Consider the following 20999-nt stretch of genomic DNA (forward strand, 5'->3'; position numbering starts at 1 on the left):
GAGCAACGGGAGAGACCGTGTCATTAGCGAGCGCAGTGGCAGTAGCGATGAGCAACACCCCCGAGGGCCAGGAAGCGTTGCGACGCGGTGCCGCAGAGGCAGAGCTGCGTCGGACCGAGCTGATCGTATTGTCCGTGGTGGACCGCGATTCCGTATCGGCGGAAGACCGTAGCGCGGCGCAGGCCGAGGTGGAGCGGACTCTCCCCGGAACTGCGACGACTGTGCGCGTCGAACCGGATGGCGGCGACCCGGCCGGCGCACTGGTCGATCTCGTCGCCGACGTCGGTGCGGGGATGCTCGTCATCGGGTCCAAGCGCAGATCGGCGGTCGGCAAATTCCTGATGGGCAGCACGGTGCAGCGCGTTCTGTTGGACAGCCCGGTCCCCGTCCTCGTCGTGAAAGCGCCGTGACCCGGTAGTATCGGACAAATATCCCACCACTCGACCTCGAGGAATCATGGACAGCGATAAACCCGGGCCGGACACGGCTCCCCGCACTACAGCTACTACGTGCGAGGCGGTGTCCGGCGAATGAGCGTTCTGCTCACTCTTCTGCTCGGCCTGCTCGTCGTTTTTCTCATCACCGTCGCAACCGGTTACTTCGTTGCGCAGGAATTCGCGTACATGACCGTCGACCGGTCCCGGCTCAAGGCGCGTGCCGAGGCCGGCGACGCCGTCGCAGCTCGCACGCTGACCGTCACCAAGCGGACCTCGTTCATGCTCTCGGGTGCACAGCTGGGTATCACGGTCACCGGCCTGCTTGTCGGCTACGTCGCCGAACCGCTGATCGGGCAGTCGTTCGGAGCGATACTGGGCGGCGTCGGTGTTCCGACAGCAGTCGGTGTCGGCCTCGGTGCCGTTCTGGCGATCACGTTCGCGACGTTCGTACAGATGCTCTTCGGTGAACTGTTTCCGAAGAACTTCGCCATCGCCCGCCCCGAGCCCGTGGCTCGATGGCTCTCGCTGTCGACGACCATCTATCTCAAGCTCTTCGGTTGGCTCATCACCATTTTCGACCAGTCGTCGAACCTGTTGCTCAAAGCACTCAAGATCGAGCCGGTGCACGATGTGGAACATTCGGCCAGCCCACGCGACCTCGAGCACATCGTGTCGGACTCGCGGGAGACCGGGGATCTGCCCGACGAGCTGTCGACGCTGCTCGATCGCATTCTCGACTTCCCCACGCGCAACGTCGAACACGCCATGATCCCGCGTTCACGTGCGGCGACGGTCCGCGACACCGACACCCTCGGTGAGGTGAAAACACTGATGGGCCAGGAACATTCTCGATACCCTGTGCTCGACGAGGACGACGGAATCGTGGGTGTGGTGCATCTGCACGACGTGTTGGCCTCCACCGCTCCGGATTCGACCCCCATCGCAGACCTCACCCGCGATGCGCTGATCCTTCCCGAGATGCAGAGCCTGCCCGACGCGATGCGCGAGCTGCGGGCGACACGGAACCAATTGGCCTGTGTCATCGACGAATACGGCGGTCTCACCGGAGTGATCACCATCGAGGACCTGGCCGAAGAGCTCGTCGGCGAGATCACCGACGAGCACGACGACGGCGTACTCGACCCGAGCCCGGTCAGCGCCGACGACGGCAGCTGGACGATGGCAGGGGAGGTGCACGTCGACGAGGTCGAGCGCGCCATCGGCGTCGACCTCCCCGACGGTGACTACGAGACCATCGCGGGATTCGCCATCGCCCATCATGGTTCGCTACCCGATATCGGGACCCGAATCGAGGTCGATCTTCCGCCGGACAACGCGGACCTCGCCAACGACGACGAAACGCCGATTCGATTCGTCACGATCGAGGTGCAGGAGATCGACAGTCACGTGCCGTCACTACTGACCCTCACCATCGACGAGCGGACAACCGAGCACGACGAGAATTCGGCCGAGTCCGATACTGCAGGAGCGCACCGATGAGCAACCTCTGGGTCTTTCTGGCCGTCACCATCGGTCTGATCGCTGCGAGCGCCTTCTTCGTTGCCGTGGAGTTCGCACTTCTTGCGGCCAAACGGCATCGCCTCGAGGACGCTGCCCCCAACTCGCGGGCGGCGCGGGCTGCTCTGCGCAGCTCCTCGGAACTGACGGTGCTACTCGCCGGATCGCAGCTCGGTATCACCGTCTGCACCCTCGCGCTCGGCGCGACCACCAAGCCGGCCGTGCACTACTGGCTCACGCCGCTGTTCGAGAGCATCGGCCTGCCCTACTGGTTCGCGGACGTCCTCGGCTTCGTCCTGGCCCTGATCATCGTCACGTTCCTGCACTTGGTCGTCGGCGAGATGGCTCCTAAGTCCTGGGCCATCGCGCATCCCGAGAAGTCGGCAACGATGCTCGCAATCCCCATGCGCGCGTTCATGTTTCTCACGCGTCCGGTGCTGACGGCCTTGAACAACATGGCGAACTGGTGCCTACGCAAGGTGGGCGTCGAGCCGGCCGACACCGTCGGCACCGGGCAGAACGCAGACGACCTGCGTCAGCTCGTCGAGCACTCGGTCAACGTGGGAGCCCTGGACGCGAGTTACCAGGCGCAGATATCCGGGGCATTGGAATTGCAGGATCTCACCGTCGGTGACCTGGTGGCCGGAAGTGGCGCGCCGACGTCGGTACCGTCGTCGGCGTCGATCGACGACGTGCGGGAGGCGTCTCGGGTCAGCGGCCATCTGCGCATACTCGTCAGTGACGACGAGGTAGTGAAAGGTGTTGTACACGTGAGGGATACGTTGACCGAGCCGGAGTATCTCGCCGAGATCACCCGCCCGGCCTACACGCTGGATCGGACGACACCGGTCTACGTCGCCCTGCAGTCGATGCGCGAGACCCGACATCATCTGGCGCTGGTCGTCGAACCGTCGGCCGAGGCGGGTGACAGTGCGCGCACGATCGGCGTTGTCACCCTGTCGGATGTGTTGACGCGGCTGCTGCCCGAGCCCGTCTGATCTTCGGTCACCCCATACGAATCATCCCCGCCCGGCCAACGCGGCCGAGCGGGGATTTTTCGTACGCACCGGGTCCGAATGTCAGATCGGGGCGATGACCAGAAGGTGTGCCCAATACGACGCGACATCGTGGCCGAGTTGGGGGAGCAGAACGTCGTAGAGCAGGTAGGACATCATTGCCGTCGAACTCCTTGTTCAGCGGGCCGTCACCGGCTCGCGTACCGAGACTGTAGTCAGTGAGACTGTAGATCAACCTGGGCCCGGCGGCACTGATATGGCCTGCGCAAGTCGTGTTTCACCCCGACGACGACGGGCATCAGCCGATGCAGCCCTGCAGGGTGGTGAAGCTTCCGGCGAAGCCGGCACCGTTGCAGACGGCACCCTCGGGGGTGAGGGTGATCGTCGAGCCCGGCGCAGCCACGGCGATCGACAGTCCGAGGCCGGCCGCAGTGTTCTGTGCGATGGCACCGGGACCGAAGGCGATCGCAGCAGGCGCGCCGCCGAAACCGGCGTTGCTGACGGCAGTTCCGCCGTTGAGACCGAGGGCCAGTGCCGCCGCGTTGTTCATCGCCTCCGCCGAGCCCCATCCCTCGAGGCCGACTCCTGCTGCGGCACTTGCGCCGTCTGCGGAGCTGTCGCACTGTGAACCTCCGACGAGCGCGGCGACGTCGGCCCCTCCGGGTGCCGTGGTGCAGACAACCGGTGCGGCCGAGGCCGTGCCGGGCACCAGGGTCGCGAAGGTACAGGCGAATCCGAATGCTGCCGCTCCGCCGAGAATTCTCTTGGTATGGAACATGGTCGATGCCTCCAAGATTTGGCGCAGGCACCGGGCGTGCCGCGCTCCTGCGGTTGCCGGATCGACATGCTCGTGCGCCCCGACGACCTTCCTCGAGTGTTACCCCGTAGCGACGCGCTCAGAGATCCGCATGGTCACGAGTGCATCTCGGTATGATCACAGCGCGGTAAACAGCGTTCCCCCACCCTCGGTGCTTACGATGGCTCCATGATCGGACGTATCGACGAGGTCGTATTCGACTGCACGGAACCGGCTGTGCTGGCCCGATTCTGGGCGGGCGTGCTCGGTGGTCAGCCCGTCGTGCGCGACGACTCGTGGCATTTCGTCGATGTTCCCGGGTTCACCCGGATGGCGTTCCAGCGAGTGCCCGAGGGTAAGTCCGGCAAGAATCGACTACATCTCGACGTGGACGTTCCCAGCATCGACGTTGCCGTCGAGCAGGCAGTAGGTCTGGGTGCGACGGCGGTGGGGGACCGGCACACCACTGCGGCCGGGTCGTTCCAGGTGCTACTCGACCCCGAGGGCAACGAATGGTGTCTGGTGACGCCCCTCAGCTGACTAGCGGGCGTCGTGCTCGGCGCGTGCTTCGAGTACGGCAGGCATCGAGCCCTCGATCAGTTCGATGAGGTCGGTCAACCGTGATCCGACCTCACGTCCGAGCGGGGTGAGGCTGTATTCGACCTTGGGCGGGATGGTCTCGAGCACGGTACGCACGATGAGGCCGTCGCGTTCGAGGGTCTGCAGCGTCTGTGCCAACATTCGCTCGCTGACGCCGTCGACGCGTCGGCGCAGGGCATTGAATCGGTAGTCGCTCTCGGTGAGGGCCGCCAGGACGAGCACTCCCCACCTGCTCGTCGCGTTCTGCAGCGTCTGCCGTGACCCGCATTCCCGTGCGAAGACGGATGCTTCGAGAGATTCGACGGCCTCGGACATTTCTCCATGTTAGCGCAGGCCGTACCGGCAGCGCTAAATTCTGATGTTGCACTGCACGAAAAGTAAGTGCATGATGAAACGGAACTTGATACTTCAACCTCGGGAGCGTTTTCCATGACCACAGCCATCACCGGAGCGACAGGCAATCTCGGCGGGCTCGTCGTCGCCGCACTCATCGATCGCGGCGTCGCGCCTGCCGACATCGTCGCCGTCGTACGCAACGCCGACAAGGCGGCCGCACTCGCCGAGCGCGGTGTGGTGGTACGGGTGGCCGACTACAGCGACACCGACGCGCTGACGTCTGCGTTCGCGGGTGTCGAGAAGGTGCTGTTGATCTCGGGATCGGAGGTCGGCCAGCGAATTGCTCAGCACAACAACGTCATCGACGCCGCCGAGGCAGCCGGGGTGAGCCTCGTCGCATACACGAGCGTGCTCGCTGCCGACACCTCCGGCATCAGCCTTGCGCCGGAGCACAAGGCCACCGAAGAGCGATTGACGGCCTCGCCGATTCCCGCTGTGTTTCTGCGTAACGGCTGGTACTGGGAGAACTACCTGGGCTCGCTCGGCCAGGCCATCGACAGCGGAGTGTGGCTGGGTGCAGGCGGGAACGGCAAGATCGCCGCTGCCTCTCGCGCCGACTACGCCGCCGCTGCCGCGGCTGTGCTGACTCTCGAGAACCAGGGCGGGAAGATCTACGAGCTCGGCGGGGACGAGCGCCTGACCTATGCCGAACTCGCGGACGTTCTCGCCGGCATCTCCGGGAAGCCGGTCGTCTACAAGGATGTCACCGAGTCGGAGTACGCCTCGATTCTGCAGGGCGCAGGACTGCCCGATTTCGTGGCGACCATGCTGGCGAGCGCGGATGCCGGTATCTCCCGCGGGGAACTCGACACCGATTCCGGTGACCTGCAGGCATTGATCGGCCGCGCGTCCACCCCGGTCGCCGAGGTGTTCCGCTCCGCGATCTGACGGGATACACGGGGCCCCGTATGCCACTTGTAGCGTGGGCCCCGTGAAACTCACCTCGACCCGCACCCTGTTCCTGGCCGCCACCACCTCACTCGTCCTGTTGACGGGTGCATGCAGTTCCGACTCGGATTCCGGGACGACGCAGACGACGTCCTCGGCGACGTCCTCCACCGATGCGACGGCTTCGAGTAGCTGCCCCACGGGCACACCCGACCCGTCGGCCACCCCGGAGTGGACACTGGCAGGCGACACCGGCAGCATCGCCGTCACCGGATCGACGGATACAGCGGCCCCGGCCGTCGACGTCGAAGCCCCGTTCAGCGTCGCCGAGACGCAGGTGAAAACGCTGAAGGCCGGGGACGGCCCGATCGTCGCCGACGACGCGAACGTGTCCGTCTGCTACCTGGGCGTCAACGGACGCGACGGATCGACGTTCGACAGCAGTTTCGAGCGCGGCGCACCGGTCGAGTTCCCACTGACCGGCGTGGTGGCGGGCTTCCAGAAAGCCATCGCCGGACAGACCGTCGGCTCGACCGTCGCCGTAGCGGTGACGTCGGCCGACGGTTACGCGACCGGCAATCCGGCAGCCGGAATCGAGCAGGGCGACAGCCTGATCTTCGCTATCTCGATCCTGTCCGCGAGCTGAGTGCCTCCGGCAGTGGCGTGGTTTTAAGCCCTCTGCGGCACATAACCACGCCACTGCGGCTCCGCCGCACTACACGGTCGAAAGCTGCTGAATCGTCGTCGCGCCGCCCGGGGTGGGCGTCGTGGTGATGAAGTTGGAGTCGTAACCCAGCGATTCGACGACGCTGCGGATCTCGCGGAACTGCTCGACGCTGACGTCGGGCGTGCGCTTGAGCACGAATCCGGACGTGCGGTTGGGGCTTCCGACGAAGGCCCACGAGTAGTCGTCTGCGATGTAGGCCACGATGTAGTTGGTCGGCCCCTCCTGGCTCTCCTGCGTGGGGACGCCCGGGAAGCTCACGTGCAGTTGGGCTTTGGTGACGGTGTCGTTGACCCGAGCATTGCCGACGATGCGGTTCTCGCCGCCGGTCCAGGTGGTGCAGGTGTTCTCGACGCGAATGTTGAATTCGTCGATTATCTGGTAGTTCGCCTGCGTGTCACGGGCGCAGATCAGGTTGAACGGCTGCGGCACCGCGGCAACCTGGTTCCAGGTGCCCAGGTACCGTTCGACATCGAGTGACGGGATCGGAGCCAGTGGATCGAGACCGACCGACCCCAAAGGGCCGACCGGTTGCGCTTGCGCCGGGGCCGCGCCGAGCAGGGCGCCTGCTGCGACTGCTCCTGCAATTGCGGTGCGGCTCAACATCGTACGTACCTTCATGAATTTCGCTCCTTGGTTGCGGTCGTCTCGTTGTCGATCGTGCTCGGCCACCAAATCCCCGGGCCGATGAGGGTGAACAGGGCGGGAATCACGACGGTGCGTACCACGAAGGTGTCGAGCAGAATGCCCAGGCCGACGATGATTCCCAACTGGGTGAGGGTGATCAGCGGGAGGACGCCGAGGACGCAGAACACTGCTGCCAGAACGATTCCCGCGCTGGTGATGACGCCGCCGGTGGCCGAGACCGCCCGCACGATCGCAGATCTGGTGCCGTGCCGAACCGTCTCCTCCCGGGTCCGGGTGACCAGAAAGATGGTGTAGTCGACACCGAGGGCGACGAGAAACAGGAACGCGAACAGGGGAGTGTTGTCGTCGAGCGCGGGAAAGCCGAAGACGTGCAGGCTCACCCAGCTACCGATACCGATGGCGGCCACGGCACTCAGGACCGTGGTGGCGACGAGAATCAGCGGTGCGACGACGGCGCGAAGCAGTATCAACAGCACGAGTAGAACGACCGCCAGGATCGCCGGGATCACCACGAGCCGATCGCGGGCGGCAGCGTCGGTGGTGTCGAGTGCTTTGGCGTCGCTGCCGCCGACTCGTGCGTCGTCGACACCCGCAAGGGTGGACCGAAGGTTCTCGACGACGGTGAACGATTCGTCGGAGGCGGGGGCAGCGTCGGTGACCACCGACAGCCGGGTCAGTCCGGTACCGGAATCAGCGACCCGATCCACCGAGACGACGCCGTCGACGTCCCGGACGGTGGCGACGACGCCGTCGATATCCGAGGTGGGTGCGAGAACCGTGATCGGGTCTGCGGATCCGGCCGGAAAGTGTTGCGAGAGAGTGTCGAATCCTTCGACGGATTCGGCGGTCACCCGGAATTGCTCGGTCTGCGACAGCCCGATCTGTGTGCCGACCAAGGCCGCGCAGCAGGCGAGCAATACGGCGATGGTGATGGAGGCGGTCGCCACCGGACGACGAGCGACACCGGCGGCCACCGAATGCCAGACGCCCTCGGTGGTGGTATCGCGATCGGACGGCTTGGGGACGAAGGGCCAGAACAACTTCGGGCCGCACAGTGCCAACAACGGAGGCAGTACGAACAGCACGAACACCGATGCGACGACGAGGCCGGCCGCGGCCAGCGCTCCCAAGCTGCGAGTGCTGGGGAGGATGGCCAGCAACAGAGTCAGCAGTGCGAGGACAACGGTGGCATTGCTGGCGAGGATGGCCGGTCCCGCGTTCCGGACGGCGTGGCGCAACGCGAGCCGGTGATCGGACTCGCGGCGGAGTTCCTCGCGGTAACGAGAGATCAGCAGCAGGGCGTAATTGGTGCCTGCGCCGAACACGAGCACGCTGGTGATCCCCGAGGTCGAGCCGTCGAACGACAGCCCGGTCGCCTCGGCGAGGGCCGTGCCGACGGTGGAGGCGAACCGATCGGCGAAACCGATGACGGCAAGCGGAACCAACCACAGAATGGGCGATCGATAAGTGGCGATGAGGAGCACTGCCACCACGAGTGCGGTGACGGCGAGCAACGTGAAATTGGCCCCGGAGAACGAGTTGGCGATGTCCGCTCCGAATGCCGGCCCGCCGGTGACCTGGGCGTTGAGATCGGACGGTAGGCCGACCGTCGCCGCGGATCGGAGGCTTGTGATCAGGTCGTTCAGGGTGAAGCCGGACAGTTCCGAGTTCACCTGAACGAACGCGATTGCGGCCTTCCCGTCCGGTGCGACGATCGGAGGGGGTCCAGGTTCGTCGGTCACCGACCGGTCGACGGTGAGCAGCCTGGCCTGCGCAGCAGCGGCTGCCTCGATATCGGCCGGGGTCAGGTCACCGCCATCGACGCGGCTCAGAACGAGGATCACCGGTGCGGTGTCGGAGTCCGGGAACTGGGAGAGCAGCTCGTCCACCTGGTACGACTCGGCGGATGTCGGCAAGGAGTTCGGCGACTGACCGGCAGAATCGTTGCTACCGACGAGCCCGATCACGGCAATCGAGAGAATAAGAATGGCGAGGGCGAGCGCCCACGATCGACGATGCGTCACGGCCGCGGCGATGCGGTCCCAGGCTGCGGTGGTCTCGGTACGGGTGCTGTCCACGAAGAAACAATCTCATTTACTTAGATATTAAGCAACTGAATCTCTTGCGGGCAGTAGTCTGACCATGACCGCAGCGAAGGAGTTACCACCGCCATGACCGACCGAAACCACCTCGAATCCGCGATATCGGCGGACCTTCGGGCGCTGTCATCGGTGTCGGAACAGATCGGTCAGGTATTCGGTGCGTTGCACAGCTTGCGGCCCAACGACTTTCGCGCTCTGCTGCATGTGATGGTCGCCGACGTCGAGGGCGCGCCCCTCACCGCGGGTGAGCTCGGCACGATGCTCGGACTGTCGTCCGCGGCGATGACGTATCTGGTGGAGCGGATGATCGCGTCCGGTCATATTCGACGCGAATCCGACGCGTCGGACCGACGTAAAGTCATACTTCGCTACGACGAGCACGGTATGGAGGTTGCTCGCGGGTTCTTCGGACCACTGGGAGCGCGCACCAGCGCTGCGCTCGAGGACCTACCGGATTCGGATCTCGACGCTGCCCACCGAGTGTTCGAAGCGCTCATCGGAGCCATGCGCGAGCATCACGCCGAGCTGGGAAACAGCACCCGCACGTAGCCCGCGTTCGCATCGGGATGTTCGAACCGCTGGTGGGGGCCCGCATTGTGCCAATGCTGGACTCCGAGCGTGCCGGTGCCGTAGGGTTGGCCGTGGTTGAGCTAACAGCCGGTCACGGGGAAACGCAGCGAAGTGTGCGCCCGGGTCAGGCGAAGAATTCTGCTCCCGTTGCGTAGATCGGTTTCCCCTTCAGTTCGACCGATCGATGGGATCTGCCATGAGTGTTGAATCACGAGGCAACAAAGTTCGAACCACTTCGGTGAGCGTCGCGGAGAAGTCCGTGTCCGTTGCAGCAACCGGAGCCATCTTCACCGCGCACGACGGCACCGACGGTTCACTCGTCGTCGCCGTCCACGGCGACATCGACATGCTCAGCGCGCCGATGTTCTCCGATTTCGTCTGCAGTCGCGTGTCCAGCAAACGGCATCTGACTCTCGACCTGTCCAATGTCGAGTTCTTCGGCATCGCCGGACTCTCCGTCTTCGATGCAGTTCGTGAATACACGGCTGGCATCGGTGCTTCGTGGTCGATCGTGGCAAGCCGATCGGTGACCCGCCTGCTGCAGGTTGCCGACCTCGAGTCGACGATTCCGACCTCCCGACCGACGACCGACCAATAGAACTGGCGGCGACATCGCCGCGACAAGAGGTGGGCAGCTCCTGCACAGGGGCTGCCCACTGTCGTTTGCCGTCCCCCCGCACAACGATCGGGCGGTCCCGCGAATCACTGGGACCGCCCGATTGTCGTGTGAAAGCACAAGGTCTAGTCCTTGGTGCCTTCCGAGTCGCTGAAGAATGCCCAGTCGCCGTCGTGCTCGACTTCGAGGCGCCAGCCCAGCTCCTCGTTGTCGGCGCGGCTGTCCTTGAACCAGGCGTGCGCGTCCTCGGAACTGGTGATGTCCTTGGTGGCGACGACGGTTCCGTGCGGGTCGATAACTCTGTAATTTGCCATGCGGTGAGGGTGCCCCGATGTTGCGCAACCTAACCCAGCCGCATCACAGGCGACAGCCGCTACGAAAAGCGGAAGGCCGGGCTGTGTGGGACGGCCGGGCTGTATGGGAGGGCCGGGCTGTGTGGGACGGCCGGGCTGTATGGGAGGGCCGGGCTGTGTGGGAGGCGAGGCTGTGTTGAAGGCAGAGCTGTGCCGTGGTGGTGGTGTGGGTCGTCAGGCGGGTTGTCGTGGTTCTTCGTCGCCGGTGTCGCGGGTGTTGTCGTTGTGCTGGTCGGGTGGGTAGAGGACTTCTTCTGGGTGGTGTGCGTGGTTGATCAGCCCACGGCGTGTGGGGTCCATTCCGGTTGGTGGGTGCCACAGGGTTCTGCCCGGATAGCGATGTCGCGCTGTGGTTTTGGTGGTGGCCCACTTTCCGGGGCCGGTGCCGACGAGTGCGTGGTGCATGTCGCAGGCGAAGGTGAGGGAGTCGATGTCGGTGGGTCCGCCCTCGACCCAGTCGTCGAGGTGATGTGACTGGCACCAGGTCGCGGGGCGGGTGCAGGAGGGGAAGCTGCAACCCCTGTCTCGGGCGATGAGGACGATGCGTTGGTCGGCGGAGGCGATGCGTTTGGATCGGCCGAGGTAGAGGGCTCTGCCGTTGTCGTCGAAGATGGTGAGGTAGTGGTGGGCGTGCGATGCCATGCGGATGGCGTCGCGGATCGAGACGCGGGATCCGGTGGCGGTCATGGCGTAGCCGCAGCCGGCGTCGAGGTCTTTCGAACTCATGGTGACGATGGCGGTGACGGGTAGGCCGCGGTGGGTGCCGAGGGTGCCGGAGGCGAGGGTGTGCCTCAGCGCCATCTTCAGGGCGTCGTGGCGGCGTTCGTTCTGGGTGCGTCGATCCCGTGCGGCGGCAGCGTCGCGAGCAGCGGTGTCCGATGCGTCGGCGTCGGCGTGGCCGCCGGGTTCAGCAGCGCTGCCGGAGCCGGTGGTGTCGTTGGTGTCGTTGGTGTTGGGCGTGCTGTGTGGCGTTGTGCCGCAACCACAGTCGCTGCTGTCGGTGTACTCACCCTCACCGCGGTCTTCGCCACTGCGGTCTTCGCCACTGCGGTCGTCGTCACCGTAGAAGTTGGCACCGTTGTCGTCCGTCCCATCCCACAGGTATTCGTCACCCGATCGAGCATCGCTGGATCCTGCCTCGTCGGGCATCGGCCCGGGCTTTGGCGTAGCTGCACTGCCACTCCCGCCGCCGTCCCCGCCGCCGTCCTCGTCGCCGGTGGTCTCATCCTCGTGGACGATCGATGTCGGGTCGGCAGGATTGTTGACTCCTGGTTTCGCGGCTTTGGAGAACAAGGCTTCGAGGTAGGCCCGTAGTTCGGAGTCGACGCAGAACTTTCCCTCGGACATTCCGTCGGAACCCTGCTCACCGAGGTAGAAGAACGCATCCCGTTTCCTTGGCCTCGGCTTCGCGTTCTTGTCTTCGTCTTCGTCTTCGTTCTCGTCGAAGTCGCCGTCGGGGTCGAGGATCGAGTCCAGGTGCGCGACCAGTGGTGCGAAGTCGTCGGGCCGTCGGGTCGAGGCGAGACCGACCAATTGCTGTTCGGCGCGATCTCGGGTCTGCGGATCGACACTCGAGGGTAGGTGCCGGAAGAATTCGCGGATCATCTGCACGTGCTTGGCATCGATCAGTCCTGCCCGTACCGCTGCAGCGGTGTGCGGCAACAAGGGAGGCAGCATTTCGCCGGACAGTGCGGTGCGATCACCCAGTTCGGCGGCCAGACGCACTCGCGCCCCGGCCGCTCGTGGGGTGATTCGCAGCATCCACGCCACCGAGCACGGCACTGACCCCGGATAGACATCGAGGCCGTGCTGTGCGATCAACTCGTTGAGCCAGGTGTGCGAATACGCCGTCACAGACCGCGACACAGTTTCCATGCGTTGGATCACCGCACGCCGGTCGGCATTCGACCATGCCACCGACGCCTGCCCCGCCAACTCGGCGACCGCCGACTCCACCGCGTCGACCAACCCAGCCAAGTCGGGGTCGGACACGTCAGGGGCAGGCGGCACCGTCTCGATGCCGTCCACCCCTGATCCGCCGTCCCCCGAAAGCATGAACAGAATCTACCGCGACCCACCGACACACTTTCGAACACACGTTCGCCGATCCGAGTGAAGTCAGTTGCGAGAGAGCAGCGACCGCGCGAAGAACATGAGGTTGGCCGGCCGCTCTGCGAGTCTGCGCATGAAGTAGCCGTACCACTGCTCTCCGTAGGGCACGTAGACACGCACGTGCTGGCCGGCGTCGACCAGTCGTCGTTGTTCCTGGTCGCGGATTCCGAACAGCATCTGAAACTCGAAGTCGGCTGCGGACCGTCCGGCGTTCGCGGCGAGTCGCTCCGCCGCCTCGATCATCTCGGGATCGTGGGAGGCGACCATGGGGTAGCCGCTGCCGTTCATCAGCACTTCCAGGCACCGTAGGTAGGAGTCCGACACATCCCGTGCACCCTGGAACGCCACCGACGCCGGCTCGTTGTACGCGCCCTTGCACAGGCGGATGCGAGATCTCGGTCCGGACAGCTCCCTGCAGTCGGCCTCGGTTCGTTTCAGGTACGCCTGCAGCACCGTGCCGAGATCGGGAAAGTCGTGCCGCAGTTCGCGCACGATGGACAGGGTCGAGTCGGTGGTGGTGTGGTCCTCGGCGTCGACGGTCACCCACACTCCCGCCGCTGTTGCCGCGGTACAGATTTCGCGCGCGTTCTCGAGCGCCAGCGTCCGGTCGATTCCCTGACCGAGGGCCGAGAGTTTGAGCGATACCTCGAGCGCGGTCTCGGCGGTACTACGCGTCGAAAAGCGTTGTATCAGTGACAGGTACGACTGAACGGTGGCTGTCGCCTGCGCGCGGTCGGTGGTGTCCTCGCCCAGATAGTCCACCGAGACGAATCGTCCCGACGCCAGCAGGGCATCGACGGCGGTGACCACGGCGGGCTCCGATTCACCGGCGACGAAGCGGTCGACGAGCGATCGGGTGGCACGCAGCCGCGTCACGGTGGCCTGCAATTTCGGTGAGCGTGCGGCCGCCAGCAGAGCCGGCCGCAGTGGGTTGCTCAGCACTGTGGTCATCGTGTGCCCTCGCCTTCCTGATGGGGGTAGCCGTGTGCGGTCGGCGGGACGAACGTTTCCTTGACCGTGCGTGCCGATGCCCAGCGCAACAGGTTCTGCGGTGAGCCGGCCTTGTCGTTGGTACCCGACGCACGCGCTCCGCCGAACGGTTGCTGACCGACGACCGCGCCGGTGGGCTTGTCGTTGACGTAGAAGTTTCCGGCGGCGAATCGCAGTGCCGAATGGGCCTGCTCGACGGCCGTGCGATCGGTGGCGATGACGGCACCGGTCAGTGCGTACTTCGATCCGGTGTCGACGGTGCGCAGTACGTCGGCATAGGCGTCGGGCCGGTTGTCGTCGTAGACGTGCACGGCCAGAATGGGGCCGAAGTACTCGGTGGTGAAGGCTTCGTCGGTGGGATCGTCGCCGAGAAGGACCGTGGGAGAAACGAAGTACCCTTCCGTGTCGTCGCACGTTCCACCGGCGGCGATGGTCAGGCCGGTCACGGATTTCGCGCGGTCGAGCGCTGCTGCGTTGCGGTCGAACGCCTTTCGGTCGATGACGGCACCGCCGTAGTTCGACAGGTCGGTGACGTCGCCGTACTTCAGGGCCGACACCTGCTCGATGAACGTCTCGCCCATGCGAGCCCACAGCGACTTCGGCACGAATGCCCGCGAAGCGGCCGAGCACTTCTGCCCCTGGAAGTCGAAGGCACCGCGAATCATGGCCGTGGTCAACACGTCCGGATCGGCCGAGCTATGCGCGACTACGAAATCCTTGCCGCCGGTCTCGCCGACGAGCCGCGGGTAGGAGTGGTAGTTCGAGATGTTGTTGCCGACCTCGCGCCACAGCGTCTGGAAGGTCGCAGTGGATCCGGTGAAGTGGATGCCCGCCAGGCGTGGATCGGCCAGGGCTACTTCGGAGACCATCGGACCGTCGCCGAGGACGAGGTTGATCACTCCCGGCGGCAGACCTGCCGCCTCGAGGAGCTGCAGCGTCAGGTACGCGGCAACTGCCTGGGTGGGAGACGGCTTCCACAGCACCGTGTTGCCCATCAGTGCAGGCGCTGTGGGCAGGTTGCCGGCGATGGCGGTGAAGTTGAACGGTGTGATCGCGTAGACGAAACCCTCGAGCGGGCGGTACTCGACGCGATTCCACACGCCCGGGGCCGACACCGGCTGATCGGCGAGGATCTGTCGTGCGAACGCGACATTGAACCGCCAGAAGTCGATCAGCTCGCACGGTGCGTCGATCTCGGCCTGGTAGGCCGACTTGGACTGCCCGAGCATCGTTGCGGCAGCGATCCTTTCGCGCCACGGACCCGACAGCAGATCGGCCGCGCGCAGGAACACTGCAGCTCGCTCGTCGAACGGAAGATCGCGCCAGGCCGGTGCAGCTGCGGTCGCTGCGGAGATCGCGTCCTGCACGTCCCGGTGCGTTGCCTCGGCGAAGCTACCGATGACCGAGGCGTGCCTATGGGGTTCGACCACATCGGTATCGGTGCCGGCGGCGTCGCGGTGGACACCGCCGATCACCTGATGGATGCGGACGGGGTTCGCACGTAGTTCGTCCAAGCGGATGCGCAGCCTGGCGCGCTCGGCGCTTCCGGGGGCATAGGTGTTGACCGGCTCGTTGACCGGGGTGGGAACTGATGTGACCGCGTCCATGGTGACTCCTCGCACTCGGGTGTGTGCTGCTCATTGAAGTCGCCTCGACGTCCCGTTCAATCAGCTCATCGGCCAAAGAATTCGTGGTGTACTTGTCCGCATGGCCAATACTGTGACGCTGCGGTCTCTGCTGACGTCGCTGCACAGCGCCGTGGTCGAGCTCGTGGTCGCGCCGGCGGGAACCGAGATCGCCGTCGAGTCCGTGGCCCTGCTCGACGGCGACGACCTTCGTCGACCACCGGGAACGGCTGCCGATCTGACCCTGCTGGTCGGCGTCACCGAGACCGATGCGCTGCGGTGGTTCGACGATCTGGCGTTGCGTCCGGTGGTCGACAGGCCCCTTGCGGTGCTGACCAAGGTGGCGGACTCGACCGCGTTGGCCCACGCCGCCCGAGAGACCGGAATCGCCTTGGTCGCGGTACACCACCAGACCCGCTGGGAACTGCTGCTGTCGACGATGCGCGGGGTCCTGGACCAGTCACGCGCACCGGCCTCGGAGGACGGGCTGTTCGGAGCGGACACCGATCTGTACGAATTGGCGCAGACGGTTGCGTCCTTGACCAAGGGCATGGTGAGCATCGAGGACGAGCGCTCGCACGTATTGGCGTACTCGGCATCGGACGACTCGGCCGACGAGTTGCGGACCCTGTCGATCCTGGGGCGAGAAGGACCGGCCGACTACCTTCGCCGTCTGCACGAGCGCGGGGTGTTCGACCGACTCCGCCGTACCGACGACGTTATCGACGTGCCGGCCGATGCCGAACTCGGTATCCGTCGACGCCTTGCCGTCGGAATACGTCGAATCAGCGGCGCAGCAACAACACTGGGAACGATCTGGGTACAGGAAGGAGCTCGTCCGCTGTCGGTGGACGCCGATGCGGTGTTGCGCGGAGCGTCGGCGGTCGCAGCCCGGCTGATCACCCGTATCGCGAACGCCCCGACCAACGAGGCGCTGCAGATTCAGCGACTGCTCGGCGCGCGGGGTGGCGGCGTGGACATTCCGTCGCTGGCCGCGGCGCTGTCGATTCCGACCACGGGGACGGCCGCGGTCGTCGGATTCGCCGCCTGTGGTGAATTCGACATCACCGGTCTGGCTCCGTCGATCCGGTTGCACGCCAGCGCATTCAGGCGAGACTCGCTGGTGACCGTCATCGGCGAGAGAATCTACGTACTGTTCTCCGGAGCTGCGTCGGGGACGGCGATTCCGGTGTGGACCGCAGATGCCGTGTCGCGCATCGAGACTCGAACCGGACTGTGCTTGCGCGCTGCGGTGGCCGCGCCGATCGCCGATCTCGACGGGGTGGCCGCAGCCCGGTTCGAGGTCGACCGAGTATTGGACGCGACCACCGGCGACGTTCGGGTCACCACGCTCGCAGAGTCGAGAACGTCTGTGCTGCTGGGCGAGATCGTCGACATCATCTCGAATCACGAGCAGTTACGGGACCCGCGGATCGCGGCGCTGGATCGGTACGACGCCACCCACGACGGCGCGATGCGAGAGAGTCTCGAGACGTACCTGGCCTGCTTCGGTGACGTGCGTGCCGCAGCGGAGAGGCTGCACATCCACCCGAACACGGTGCGTTACCGCATCCGACGCGTCGAGCAGATTCTGGAGTTGGATCTGTCGGATCCGGACGCGCGGTTGTTGGTGGAGATTCAGCTACGGATGTGAGCGTCACGGGCCTCGGCAGTGCTGGACCGGATCACCAGGCTCGGCTCGATGCGCGAGCGCCGGGTGCTGCGGTTGCCGGAATCGATTTGGGCCAACAGTATTTCGACACTGCGGATGCCGACCTCGCTGAATTCCTGACGGATCGTCGTCAGGGGAGGGGAGAAGAACTCCGCGTCGGGAACGTCGTCGAAACCGACCACGCTGACGTCCGTCGGAACTTTTCGGCCGTGCACTTCGAGGGCGCGCAACACCCCGAGAGCCATCGCATCGTTTCCGGCGAACACCGCTGTGACATCCGGGTTCTCGGCCAATCGGCAGCCGGCCTCGAAGCCGGACTTCGCGGTCCAGTCGCCGGCGAGAACGAGTGGCGGTTCGACACCGGCCTGCTCGTGGGCCGAGCGCCACCCGATGACGCGATCGGCCGCCTCGTACCACCCCGAGGGGCCTGCGACGTGCCAGACGGCGCGGTGACCGAGTGAGAGCAGATGTGTGGTGGCGGATTGCGCGCCGGCGACCTGATCGACCGCGACAACCGCCAGATCGCCTTCCGGCGATCCTTCGACGGCCACCAGTGGCAGTTCGGCGGCCAACTCGGCGATGTCGCCGCCGTCGGTGCTCAACGGCGCGATGACGACGACGCCGTCGACGCCCTGCTTCTGCAACCTGCGCACGCAGGTGCTGATCGCCACCTCGTCGAACGAGGTGGGGACGCCGACGACGACGGAGTATCCGGCCTGTCGTGCGGCCTGTTCGACGCTGTAGAGCGTCGACACCGGCCCGTACAGAGCGTTGCCGGTGCCGACGATCCCGATGGTGCTGCTGCGGCCGGTGACCAGAGCGCGAGCTGCGGTGTTCGGCCGGTAGCCGAGCTCCGCGATCGCCTGCTCGACCCTCGTTCTGGTCGCCTCGGTGACGTTGGGATGGCCGTTGATGACCCGAGAGACGGTCTGGTGGGACACACCCGCGAGCCGAGCGACGTCGGTCATGGCCGGTCCGCGGGTCGGCGTCATCGCACGCATCCTCCTTCGCTGGTCGAACACCATCTCAGCATGCCCGGACCGGATCGGCGCGTCACCGCCCGGATCACGTCGTTTTCGTCATCGATGCAGAGGTCGGCGGTGCCGGCTTTCCGGGCTCGCCGGGGGAGAACATCTCAGCGGGTACTGGTACGCCCAGGTAACTGGTGGGAGACGCGGCTTTGTCTCCCTTGCCGCCCTTACCGCTCGCCGCACGACGCTTGGTCCAGATGTCGAACGCCACGGCGGCGAGCAGCACCAGACCCTTCACCAATTGCACTCTCTCGCTGGGTGATCCGATCAGCGACATGCCGCTGTTGATCACGGCGATGATGAGTCCACCGGTCAGCGCGCCGACGATGCGGCCGACGCCGCCCTGTACGGCTGCGCCACCGATGAACGCCGCCGCGATGGCGTCGAGCTCGAAGCCGTTGCCCGCAGTAGGACCGGCCTGGTTGAGGCGTCCGGCGAAGATGATTCCGGCCAGAGCCGAAAGGACACCCATGTTGACGAAGATCCAGAACGTGACCGGCTTGACCTTGATACCGGACAGGGACGCGGCGTGAATGTTGCCGCCGATGGCGTACACGTGCCGACCGAATACGGTCTTGCCGGCCAACGTCGAGTAACCCATGACCAACACGGCGAGCAGGATCAGCACGTACGGCAGGTTCTTGAAACGAGCCAACTGGACGGCGATCGCAAGCACGAGAGCGGCGGCGAACGCCATCTTGATCAGGAACAGCGGCATCGCGTCCACGGTCTGGCCGTACTTCTGCCGGCCCGTTCGGGAACGCCACTGGCTGAACACGATTCCAGCGACCGCGAGAATCGCGACGAGCAACGTGAAGATGTCCGCCCCACCCAATGGCCCGAGTCCCACATTGCCCATGAAGCCGGGCAGGAAGCCGTTGGACAGTGTGCGTACCGGTCCGGGGAACGGCCCGATGCCCTGGTTGCCGAGGACGATGAGAGTCACCGCGCGGAAGACGAGCATTCCGGCGAGGGTGACGATGAACGCGGGAATGCCGAAGTACGCGACCCAATAACCCTGCCAGGCACCGATCAGGCCGCCGACGATCAACGTGATCAGCACCGCCAGTGGCCACGGTACGTTCTGTTGGACCATGAGGACACCGGCGATGGCTCCGGTGGCCGCCACCACCGATCCGACGGACAGGTCGATATGGCCGGCGATGATGATGACGACCATGCCGATGGCCAGAATGAGAATGTACGAGTTCTGCACCACCATGTTGCTGATGTTCTGCGGCACCAACAGCTGACCTCCGGTCAGCACGGTGAAGAGCACGATGATCAGCGCGAACGCGATGAAGATTCCGCTCTGTCGGAGGTTTCGCGTGAGCAGCCCCCGAACGGTCGACAGCTGGTTCATCGAAGTACTCCTGTTCCACGGGTCATGAGATGCATGAGAGATTCCTGGGTTGCGTCCTCGCGGTCGACCTCACCGGTGATCCGGCCGGCGGACAGCGCGTAGATCCGGTCGCACAGACCGAGAAGTTCCGGAAGTTCGGACGAGATCACCAGCACTGCCTTTCCGGCGTCGGCGAGTTGGTTGATGATCGAATAGATTTCGAATTTCGCGCCGACGTCGATTCCTCGCGTCGGTTCGTCGAGGATGAGCACGTCGGGATCGCTGAAGATCCATTTGCTCAGCACGACTTTCTGCTGATTGCCGCCGGAGAGTTTGCCGACCACGGCGGAGACGTTCGGTGCCTTGATGTTCATGCTCTTGCGGAAGCCCTCGGCGACCTTGTATTCCTGGTTGGCGTCGACGAAGCCTCCCGTCACCAACTTGTCCAGCGCCGCGGTGGAAATGTTGCGCTTGATGTCGTCGATCAGGTTCAGCCCGTACCGTTTCCGATCCTCGGTGGCGTACGCGATGCCGTGATGGATGGCATCGTTGACGGACTTGACGTGAATTTCCTTGCCGTACTTGTAGAGCCGTCCCGAGATGTCGATCCCGTAGCTTCGGCCGAAGACGCTCATGGCCAACTCGGTACGGCCGGCACCCATCAATCCGGCGAGGCCGACGATCTCACCGCGCCGCAGCGTGAGGTTCGCCTTGTCGACGACGGTTCGGCCCTGCTGGGTCGGACTGTGCACGGTCCAGTCCTCGATCCGCAGAACTTCCTCTCCCACAGTCGATTCGTGGGGCGGAAACCGGTGCTCGAGATCGCGGCCGACCATCAGCGAGATGATGCGATCCTCGGTGACGTCCGGGTCTCGCATGTCCAGCGTCTTGATGGTCTTGCCGTCCCGAATGATCGTGGTCCGGTCGGCAATGGCCGCGATCTCGTTGAGCTTGTGCGAGATGATCACGCACGTGATGCCCTCGTCCCGTAGACCGCGCAACAGATCCAGCAGATGTGCGGAGTCGGAATCGTTGAGTGCCGCAGTGGGTTCGTCGAGAATCAGCAGGGTCACGTCCTTGGACAGTGCCTTGGCGATCTCGACGAGTTGCTGCTTGCCGACGCCGAGATCGCTCACGACGTTGACGGGATTCTCCCGCAGCCCTACCCGGTTCAGTAGGGCTGCGGCCTCGGAATTCGTTCGGTTCCAGTCGATGAACCCGCGCTTGGACCGCTCGTTGCCGAGAAAGATGTTCTCGGCAATGGAGAGATGCGGACTCAGTGCGAGTTCCTGATGGATGATGACGATGCCCTCGGCCTCGCTACTCCGGATGTCGGAGAACATGCACTCCCGACCGTCGAACACGATGTCGCCGTCGAATGTGTCGTGTGCGTACACACCCGACAACACCTTCATGAGCGTCGACTTGCCTGCTCCGTTCTCGCCGCAGATCGCGTGGATCTCGCCGCGATTCACCGAGAGAGTGACATCCTGTAGCGCCTTGACGCCGGGAAATGTTTTGGTGATGCCGCGCATCTCCAGAATCGGGCTCGTCATCGCCGAA

20 protein-coding genes are annotated in these 20999 nt (G+C 64.9%); 9 read left to right on the top strand and 11 right to left on the bottom strand.

Translation table 11 applies throughout. The features are described 5' to 3' along the window. Positions 1–17 precede the first annotated feature (17 nt). The 3 genes from K414_RS0109690 to K414_RS0109700 all read left to right on the top strand — a co-directional run bounded on the left by K414_RS0109690 (position 18) and on the right by K414_RS0109700 (position 2953). Positions 18–410 (top strand): universal stress protein, encoded by a 393-nt coding sequence (locus K414_RS0109690; RefSeq protein WP_027495765.1) that lies wholly within the window; start codon positions 18–20, stop codon positions 408–410. 120 nt (positions 411–530) lie between these two features. Then, complete coding sequence (locus K414_RS0109695) at positions 531–1937, top strand: hemolysin family protein (RefSeq protein WP_027495766.1); 1407 nt, start codon at positions 531–533, stop codon at positions 1935–1937. Further along, positions 1934–2953, top strand: coding sequence for a hemolysin family protein (locus K414_RS0109700; RefSeq protein ID WP_027495767.1), 1020 nt, complete (start codon positions 1934–1936; stop codon positions 2951–2953). Before K414_RS0109695 ends, K414_RS0109700 begins: the two co-directional genes overlap by 4 nt. A gap of 316 nt (positions 2954–3269) precedes the next feature. Here K414_RS0109700 and K414_RS0109710 read toward each other — a convergent pair whose 3' ends face one another. Beyond that, positions 3270–3749, bottom strand: a complete 480-nt coding sequence (locus tag K414_RS0109710) for a DUF6764 family protein (RefSeq protein WP_027495768.1) — start codon at positions 3747–3749, stop codon at positions 3270–3272. A 207-nt stretch (positions 3750–3956) separates the two neighbouring features. On the opposite strand from K414_RS0109710, the gene K414_RS0109715 reads away from it, so the two are divergent. Then, entirely contained in the window at positions 3957–4307 is a 351-nt protein-coding gene (locus K414_RS0109715) for a VOC family protein (protein WP_027495769.1), read from the top strand. Here the strand turns inward: K414_RS0109715 and K414_RS0109720 are convergent, their stop codons facing one another. Beyond that, complete coding sequence (locus tag K414_RS0109720) at positions 4308–4682, bottom strand: helix-turn-helix domain-containing protein (protein ID WP_027495770.1); 375 nt, start codon at positions 4680–4682, stop codon at positions 4308–4310. Between the two features lie 114 nt (positions 4683–4796). Here K414_RS0109720 and K414_RS0109725 point away from each other — a divergent pair, with 114 nt between their 5' ends. Together K414_RS0109725 and K414_RS0109730 are read left to right on the top strand one after the other, a co-directional pair. Then, complete coding sequence (locus K414_RS0109725; RefSeq protein ID WP_027495771.1) at positions 4797–5651, top strand: SDR family oxidoreductase; 855 nt, start codon at positions 4797–4799, stop codon at positions 5649–5651. A 67-nt stretch (positions 5652–5718) separates the two neighbouring features. Beyond that, positions 5719–6297: an FKBP-type peptidyl-prolyl cis-trans isomerase gene (locus tag K414_RS0109730; protein WP_027495772.1), complete on the top strand. Its 579-nt coding sequence runs from the start codon at positions 5719–5721 to the stop codon at positions 6295–6297. Between the two features lie 69 nt (positions 6298–6366). On the opposite strand, the gene K414_RS0109735 is transcribed toward K414_RS0109730, so the two are convergent. Together K414_RS0109735 and K414_RS0109740 are read right to left on the bottom strand one after the other, a co-directional pair. Beyond that, positions 6367–6996: a lipocalin family protein gene (locus K414_RS0109735; protein ID WP_081701575.1), complete on the bottom strand. Its 630-nt coding sequence runs from the start codon at positions 6994–6996 to the stop codon at positions 6367–6369. Next, on the bottom strand, positions 6993–9047 hold the full coding sequence (locus K414_RS0109740; RefSeq protein WP_230073745.1) for an MMPL family transporter: 2055 nt from the start codon (positions 9045–9047) through the stop codon (positions 6993–6995). The genes K414_RS0109735 and K414_RS0109740 overlap by 4 nt, the downstream gene beginning before the upstream one ends. A gap of 147 nt (positions 9048–9194) precedes the next feature. Between K414_RS0109740 and K414_RS0109745 the strand changes: the two genes are divergently transcribed. Together K414_RS0109745 and K414_RS26575 are read left to right on the top strand one after the other, a co-directional pair. After that, the gene (locus K414_RS0109745) at positions 9195–9674 is read left to right on the top strand and encodes a MarR family winged helix-turn-helix transcriptional regulator (RefSeq protein WP_027495775.1); all 480 of its coding nucleotides are present in this window, start codon (positions 9195–9197) and stop codon (positions 9672–9674) included. 280 nt (positions 9675–9954) lie between these two features. Then, positions 9955–10293: an STAS domain-containing protein gene (locus tag K414_RS26575; RefSeq protein WP_230073692.1), complete on the top strand. Its 339-nt coding sequence runs from the start codon at positions 9955–9957 to the stop codon at positions 10291–10293. A 143-nt stretch (positions 10294–10436) separates the two neighbouring features. On the opposite strand, the gene K414_RS0109755 is transcribed toward K414_RS26575, so the two are convergent. The 4 genes from K414_RS0109755 to pruA all read right to left on the bottom strand — a co-directional run bounded on the left by K414_RS0109755 (position 10437) and on the right by pruA (position 15373). Next, complete coding sequence (locus K414_RS0109755; RefSeq protein ID WP_027495777.1) at positions 10437–10625, bottom strand: hypothetical protein; 189 nt, start codon at positions 10623–10625, stop codon at positions 10437–10439. 213 nt (positions 10626–10838) lie between these two features. Beyond that, positions 10839–12719, bottom strand: a complete 1881-nt coding sequence (locus K414_RS28190) for an HNH endonuclease signature motif containing protein (protein WP_051365045.1) — start codon at positions 12717–12719, stop codon at positions 10839–10841. 63 nt (positions 12720–12782) lie between these two features. Further along, a complete protein-coding gene (locus tag K414_RS0109765) occupies positions 12783–13727 on the bottom strand; it encodes a proline dehydrogenase family protein (protein WP_027495778.1) in 945 nt (314 codons plus the stop codon). Continuing rightward, positions 13724–15373 carry an L-glutamate gamma-semialdehyde dehydrogenase gene (pruA, locus tag K414_RS0109770; protein WP_027495779.1) on the bottom strand — a complete coding sequence of 550 codons (1650 nt, stop codon included), beginning with the start codon at positions 15371–15373 and terminating at the stop codon, positions 13724–13726. Before pruA ends, K414_RS0109765 begins: the two co-directional genes overlap by 4 nt. Positions 15374–15473: 100 nt before the next feature. Here pruA and K414_RS0109775 point away from each other — a divergent pair, with 100 nt between their 5' ends. Then, the gene (locus tag K414_RS0109775) at positions 15474–17045 is read left to right on the top strand and encodes a helix-turn-helix domain-containing protein (RefSeq protein ID WP_037219077.1); all 1572 of its coding nucleotides are present in this window, start codon (positions 15474–15476) and stop codon (positions 17043–17045) included. Here K414_RS0109775 and K414_RS0109780 read toward each other — a convergent pair. The 3 genes from K414_RS0109780 to mmsA form a co-directional block, all read right to left on the bottom strand. Further along, positions 17030–18055 (bottom strand): LacI family DNA-binding transcriptional regulator, encoded by a 1026-nt coding sequence (locus K414_RS0109780; RefSeq protein ID WP_027495781.1) that lies wholly within the window; start codon positions 18053–18055, stop codon positions 17030–17032. The two genes, K414_RS0109775 and K414_RS0109780, sit on opposite strands and share 16 nt — an antisense overlap. 73 nt (positions 18056–18128) lie before the next feature. Further along, entirely contained in the window at positions 18129–19457 is a 1329-nt protein-coding gene (gene mmsB / locus K414_RS0109785; RefSeq protein WP_027495782.1) for a multiple monosaccharide ABC transporter permease, read from the bottom strand. Further along, the gene (gene mmsA, locus K414_RS0109790) at positions 19454–20992 is read right to left on the bottom strand and encodes a multiple monosaccharide ABC transporter ATP-binding protein (RefSeq protein ID WP_027495783.1); all 1539 of its coding nucleotides are present in this window, start codon (positions 20990–20992) and stop codon (positions 19454–19456) included. The genes mmsB and mmsA overlap by 4 nt, the downstream gene beginning before the upstream one ends. Positions 20993–20999: the final 7 nt, after the last annotated feature.

It is taken from the genome of Rhodococcus sp. JG-3 (assembly GCF_000482405.1).
GTDB lineage: Bacteria > Actinomycetota > Actinomycetes > Mycobacteriales > Mycobacteriaceae > Rhodococcoides > Rhodococcoides fascians.

What these genes read in the sequence shown, in the direction of transcription:
- K414_RS0109735 (WP_081701575.1), bottom strand. Translation starts at nt 6,996, where the DNA reads ATGAAGGTACGTACGATGTTGAGCCGCACCGCAATTGCAGGAGCAGTC.
- K414_RS0109710 (WP_027495768.1), bottom strand. Translation starts at nt 3,749, where the DNA reads ATGTTCCATACCAAGAGAATTCTCGGCGGAGCGGCAGCATTCGGATTC.
- K414_RS0109745 (WP_027495775.1), top strand. Translation starts at nt 9,195, where the DNA reads ATGACCGACCGAAACCACCTCGAATCCGCGATATCGGCGGACCTTCGG.
- K414_RS0109720 (WP_027495770.1), bottom strand. Translation starts at nt 4,682, where the DNA reads ATGTCCGAGGCCGTCGAATCTCTCGAAGCATCCGTCTTCGCACGGGAA.
- mmsA (WP_027495783.1), bottom strand. Translation starts at nt 20,992, where the DNA reads ATGACGAGCCCGATTCTGGAGATGCGCGGCATCACCAAAACATTTCCC.
- K414_RS0109765 (WP_027495778.1), bottom strand. Translation starts at nt 13,727, where the DNA reads ATGACCACAGTGCTGAGCAACCCACTGCGGCCGGCTCTGCTGGCGGCC.
- pruA (WP_027495779.1), bottom strand. Translation starts at nt 15,373, where the DNA reads ATGGACGCGGTCACATCAGTTCCCACCCCGGTCAACGAGCCGGTCAAC.
- K414_RS0109725 (WP_027495771.1), top strand. Translation starts at nt 4,797, where the DNA reads ATGACCACAGCCATCACCGGAGCGACAGGCAATCTCGGCGGGCTCGTC.
- K414_RS0109775 (WP_037219077.1), top strand. Translation starts at nt 15,474, where the DNA reads ATGGCCAATACTGTGACGCTGCGGTCTCTGCTGACGTCGCTGCACAGC.
- K414_RS28190 (WP_051365045.1), bottom strand. Translation starts at nt 12,719, where the DNA reads ATGCTTTCGGGGGACGGCGGATCAGGGGTGGACGGCATCGAGACGGTG.
- K414_RS0109700 (WP_027495767.1), top strand. Translation starts at nt 1,934, where the DNA reads ATGAGCAACCTCTGGGTCTTTCTGGCCGTCACCATCGGTCTGATCGCT.
- K414_RS0109715 (WP_027495769.1), top strand. Translation starts at nt 3,957, where the DNA reads ATGATCGGACGTATCGACGAGGTCGTATTCGACTGCACGGAACCGGCT.
- K414_RS0109695 (WP_027495766.1), top strand. Translation starts at nt 531, where the DNA reads ATGAGCGTTCTGCTCACTCTTCTGCTCGGCCTGCTCGTCGTTTTTCTC.
- K414_RS0109780 (WP_027495781.1), bottom strand. Translation starts at nt 18,055, where the DNA reads ATGACGCCGACCCGCGGACCGGCCATGACCGACGTCGCTCGGCTCGCG.
- K414_RS0109755 (WP_027495777.1), bottom strand. Translation starts at nt 10,625, where the DNA reads ATGGCAAATTACAGAGTTATCGACCCGCACGGAACCGTCGTCGCCACC.
- mmsB (WP_027495782.1), bottom strand. Translation starts at nt 19,457, where the DNA reads ATGAACCAGCTGTCGACCGTTCGGGGGCTGCTCACGCGAAACCTCCGA.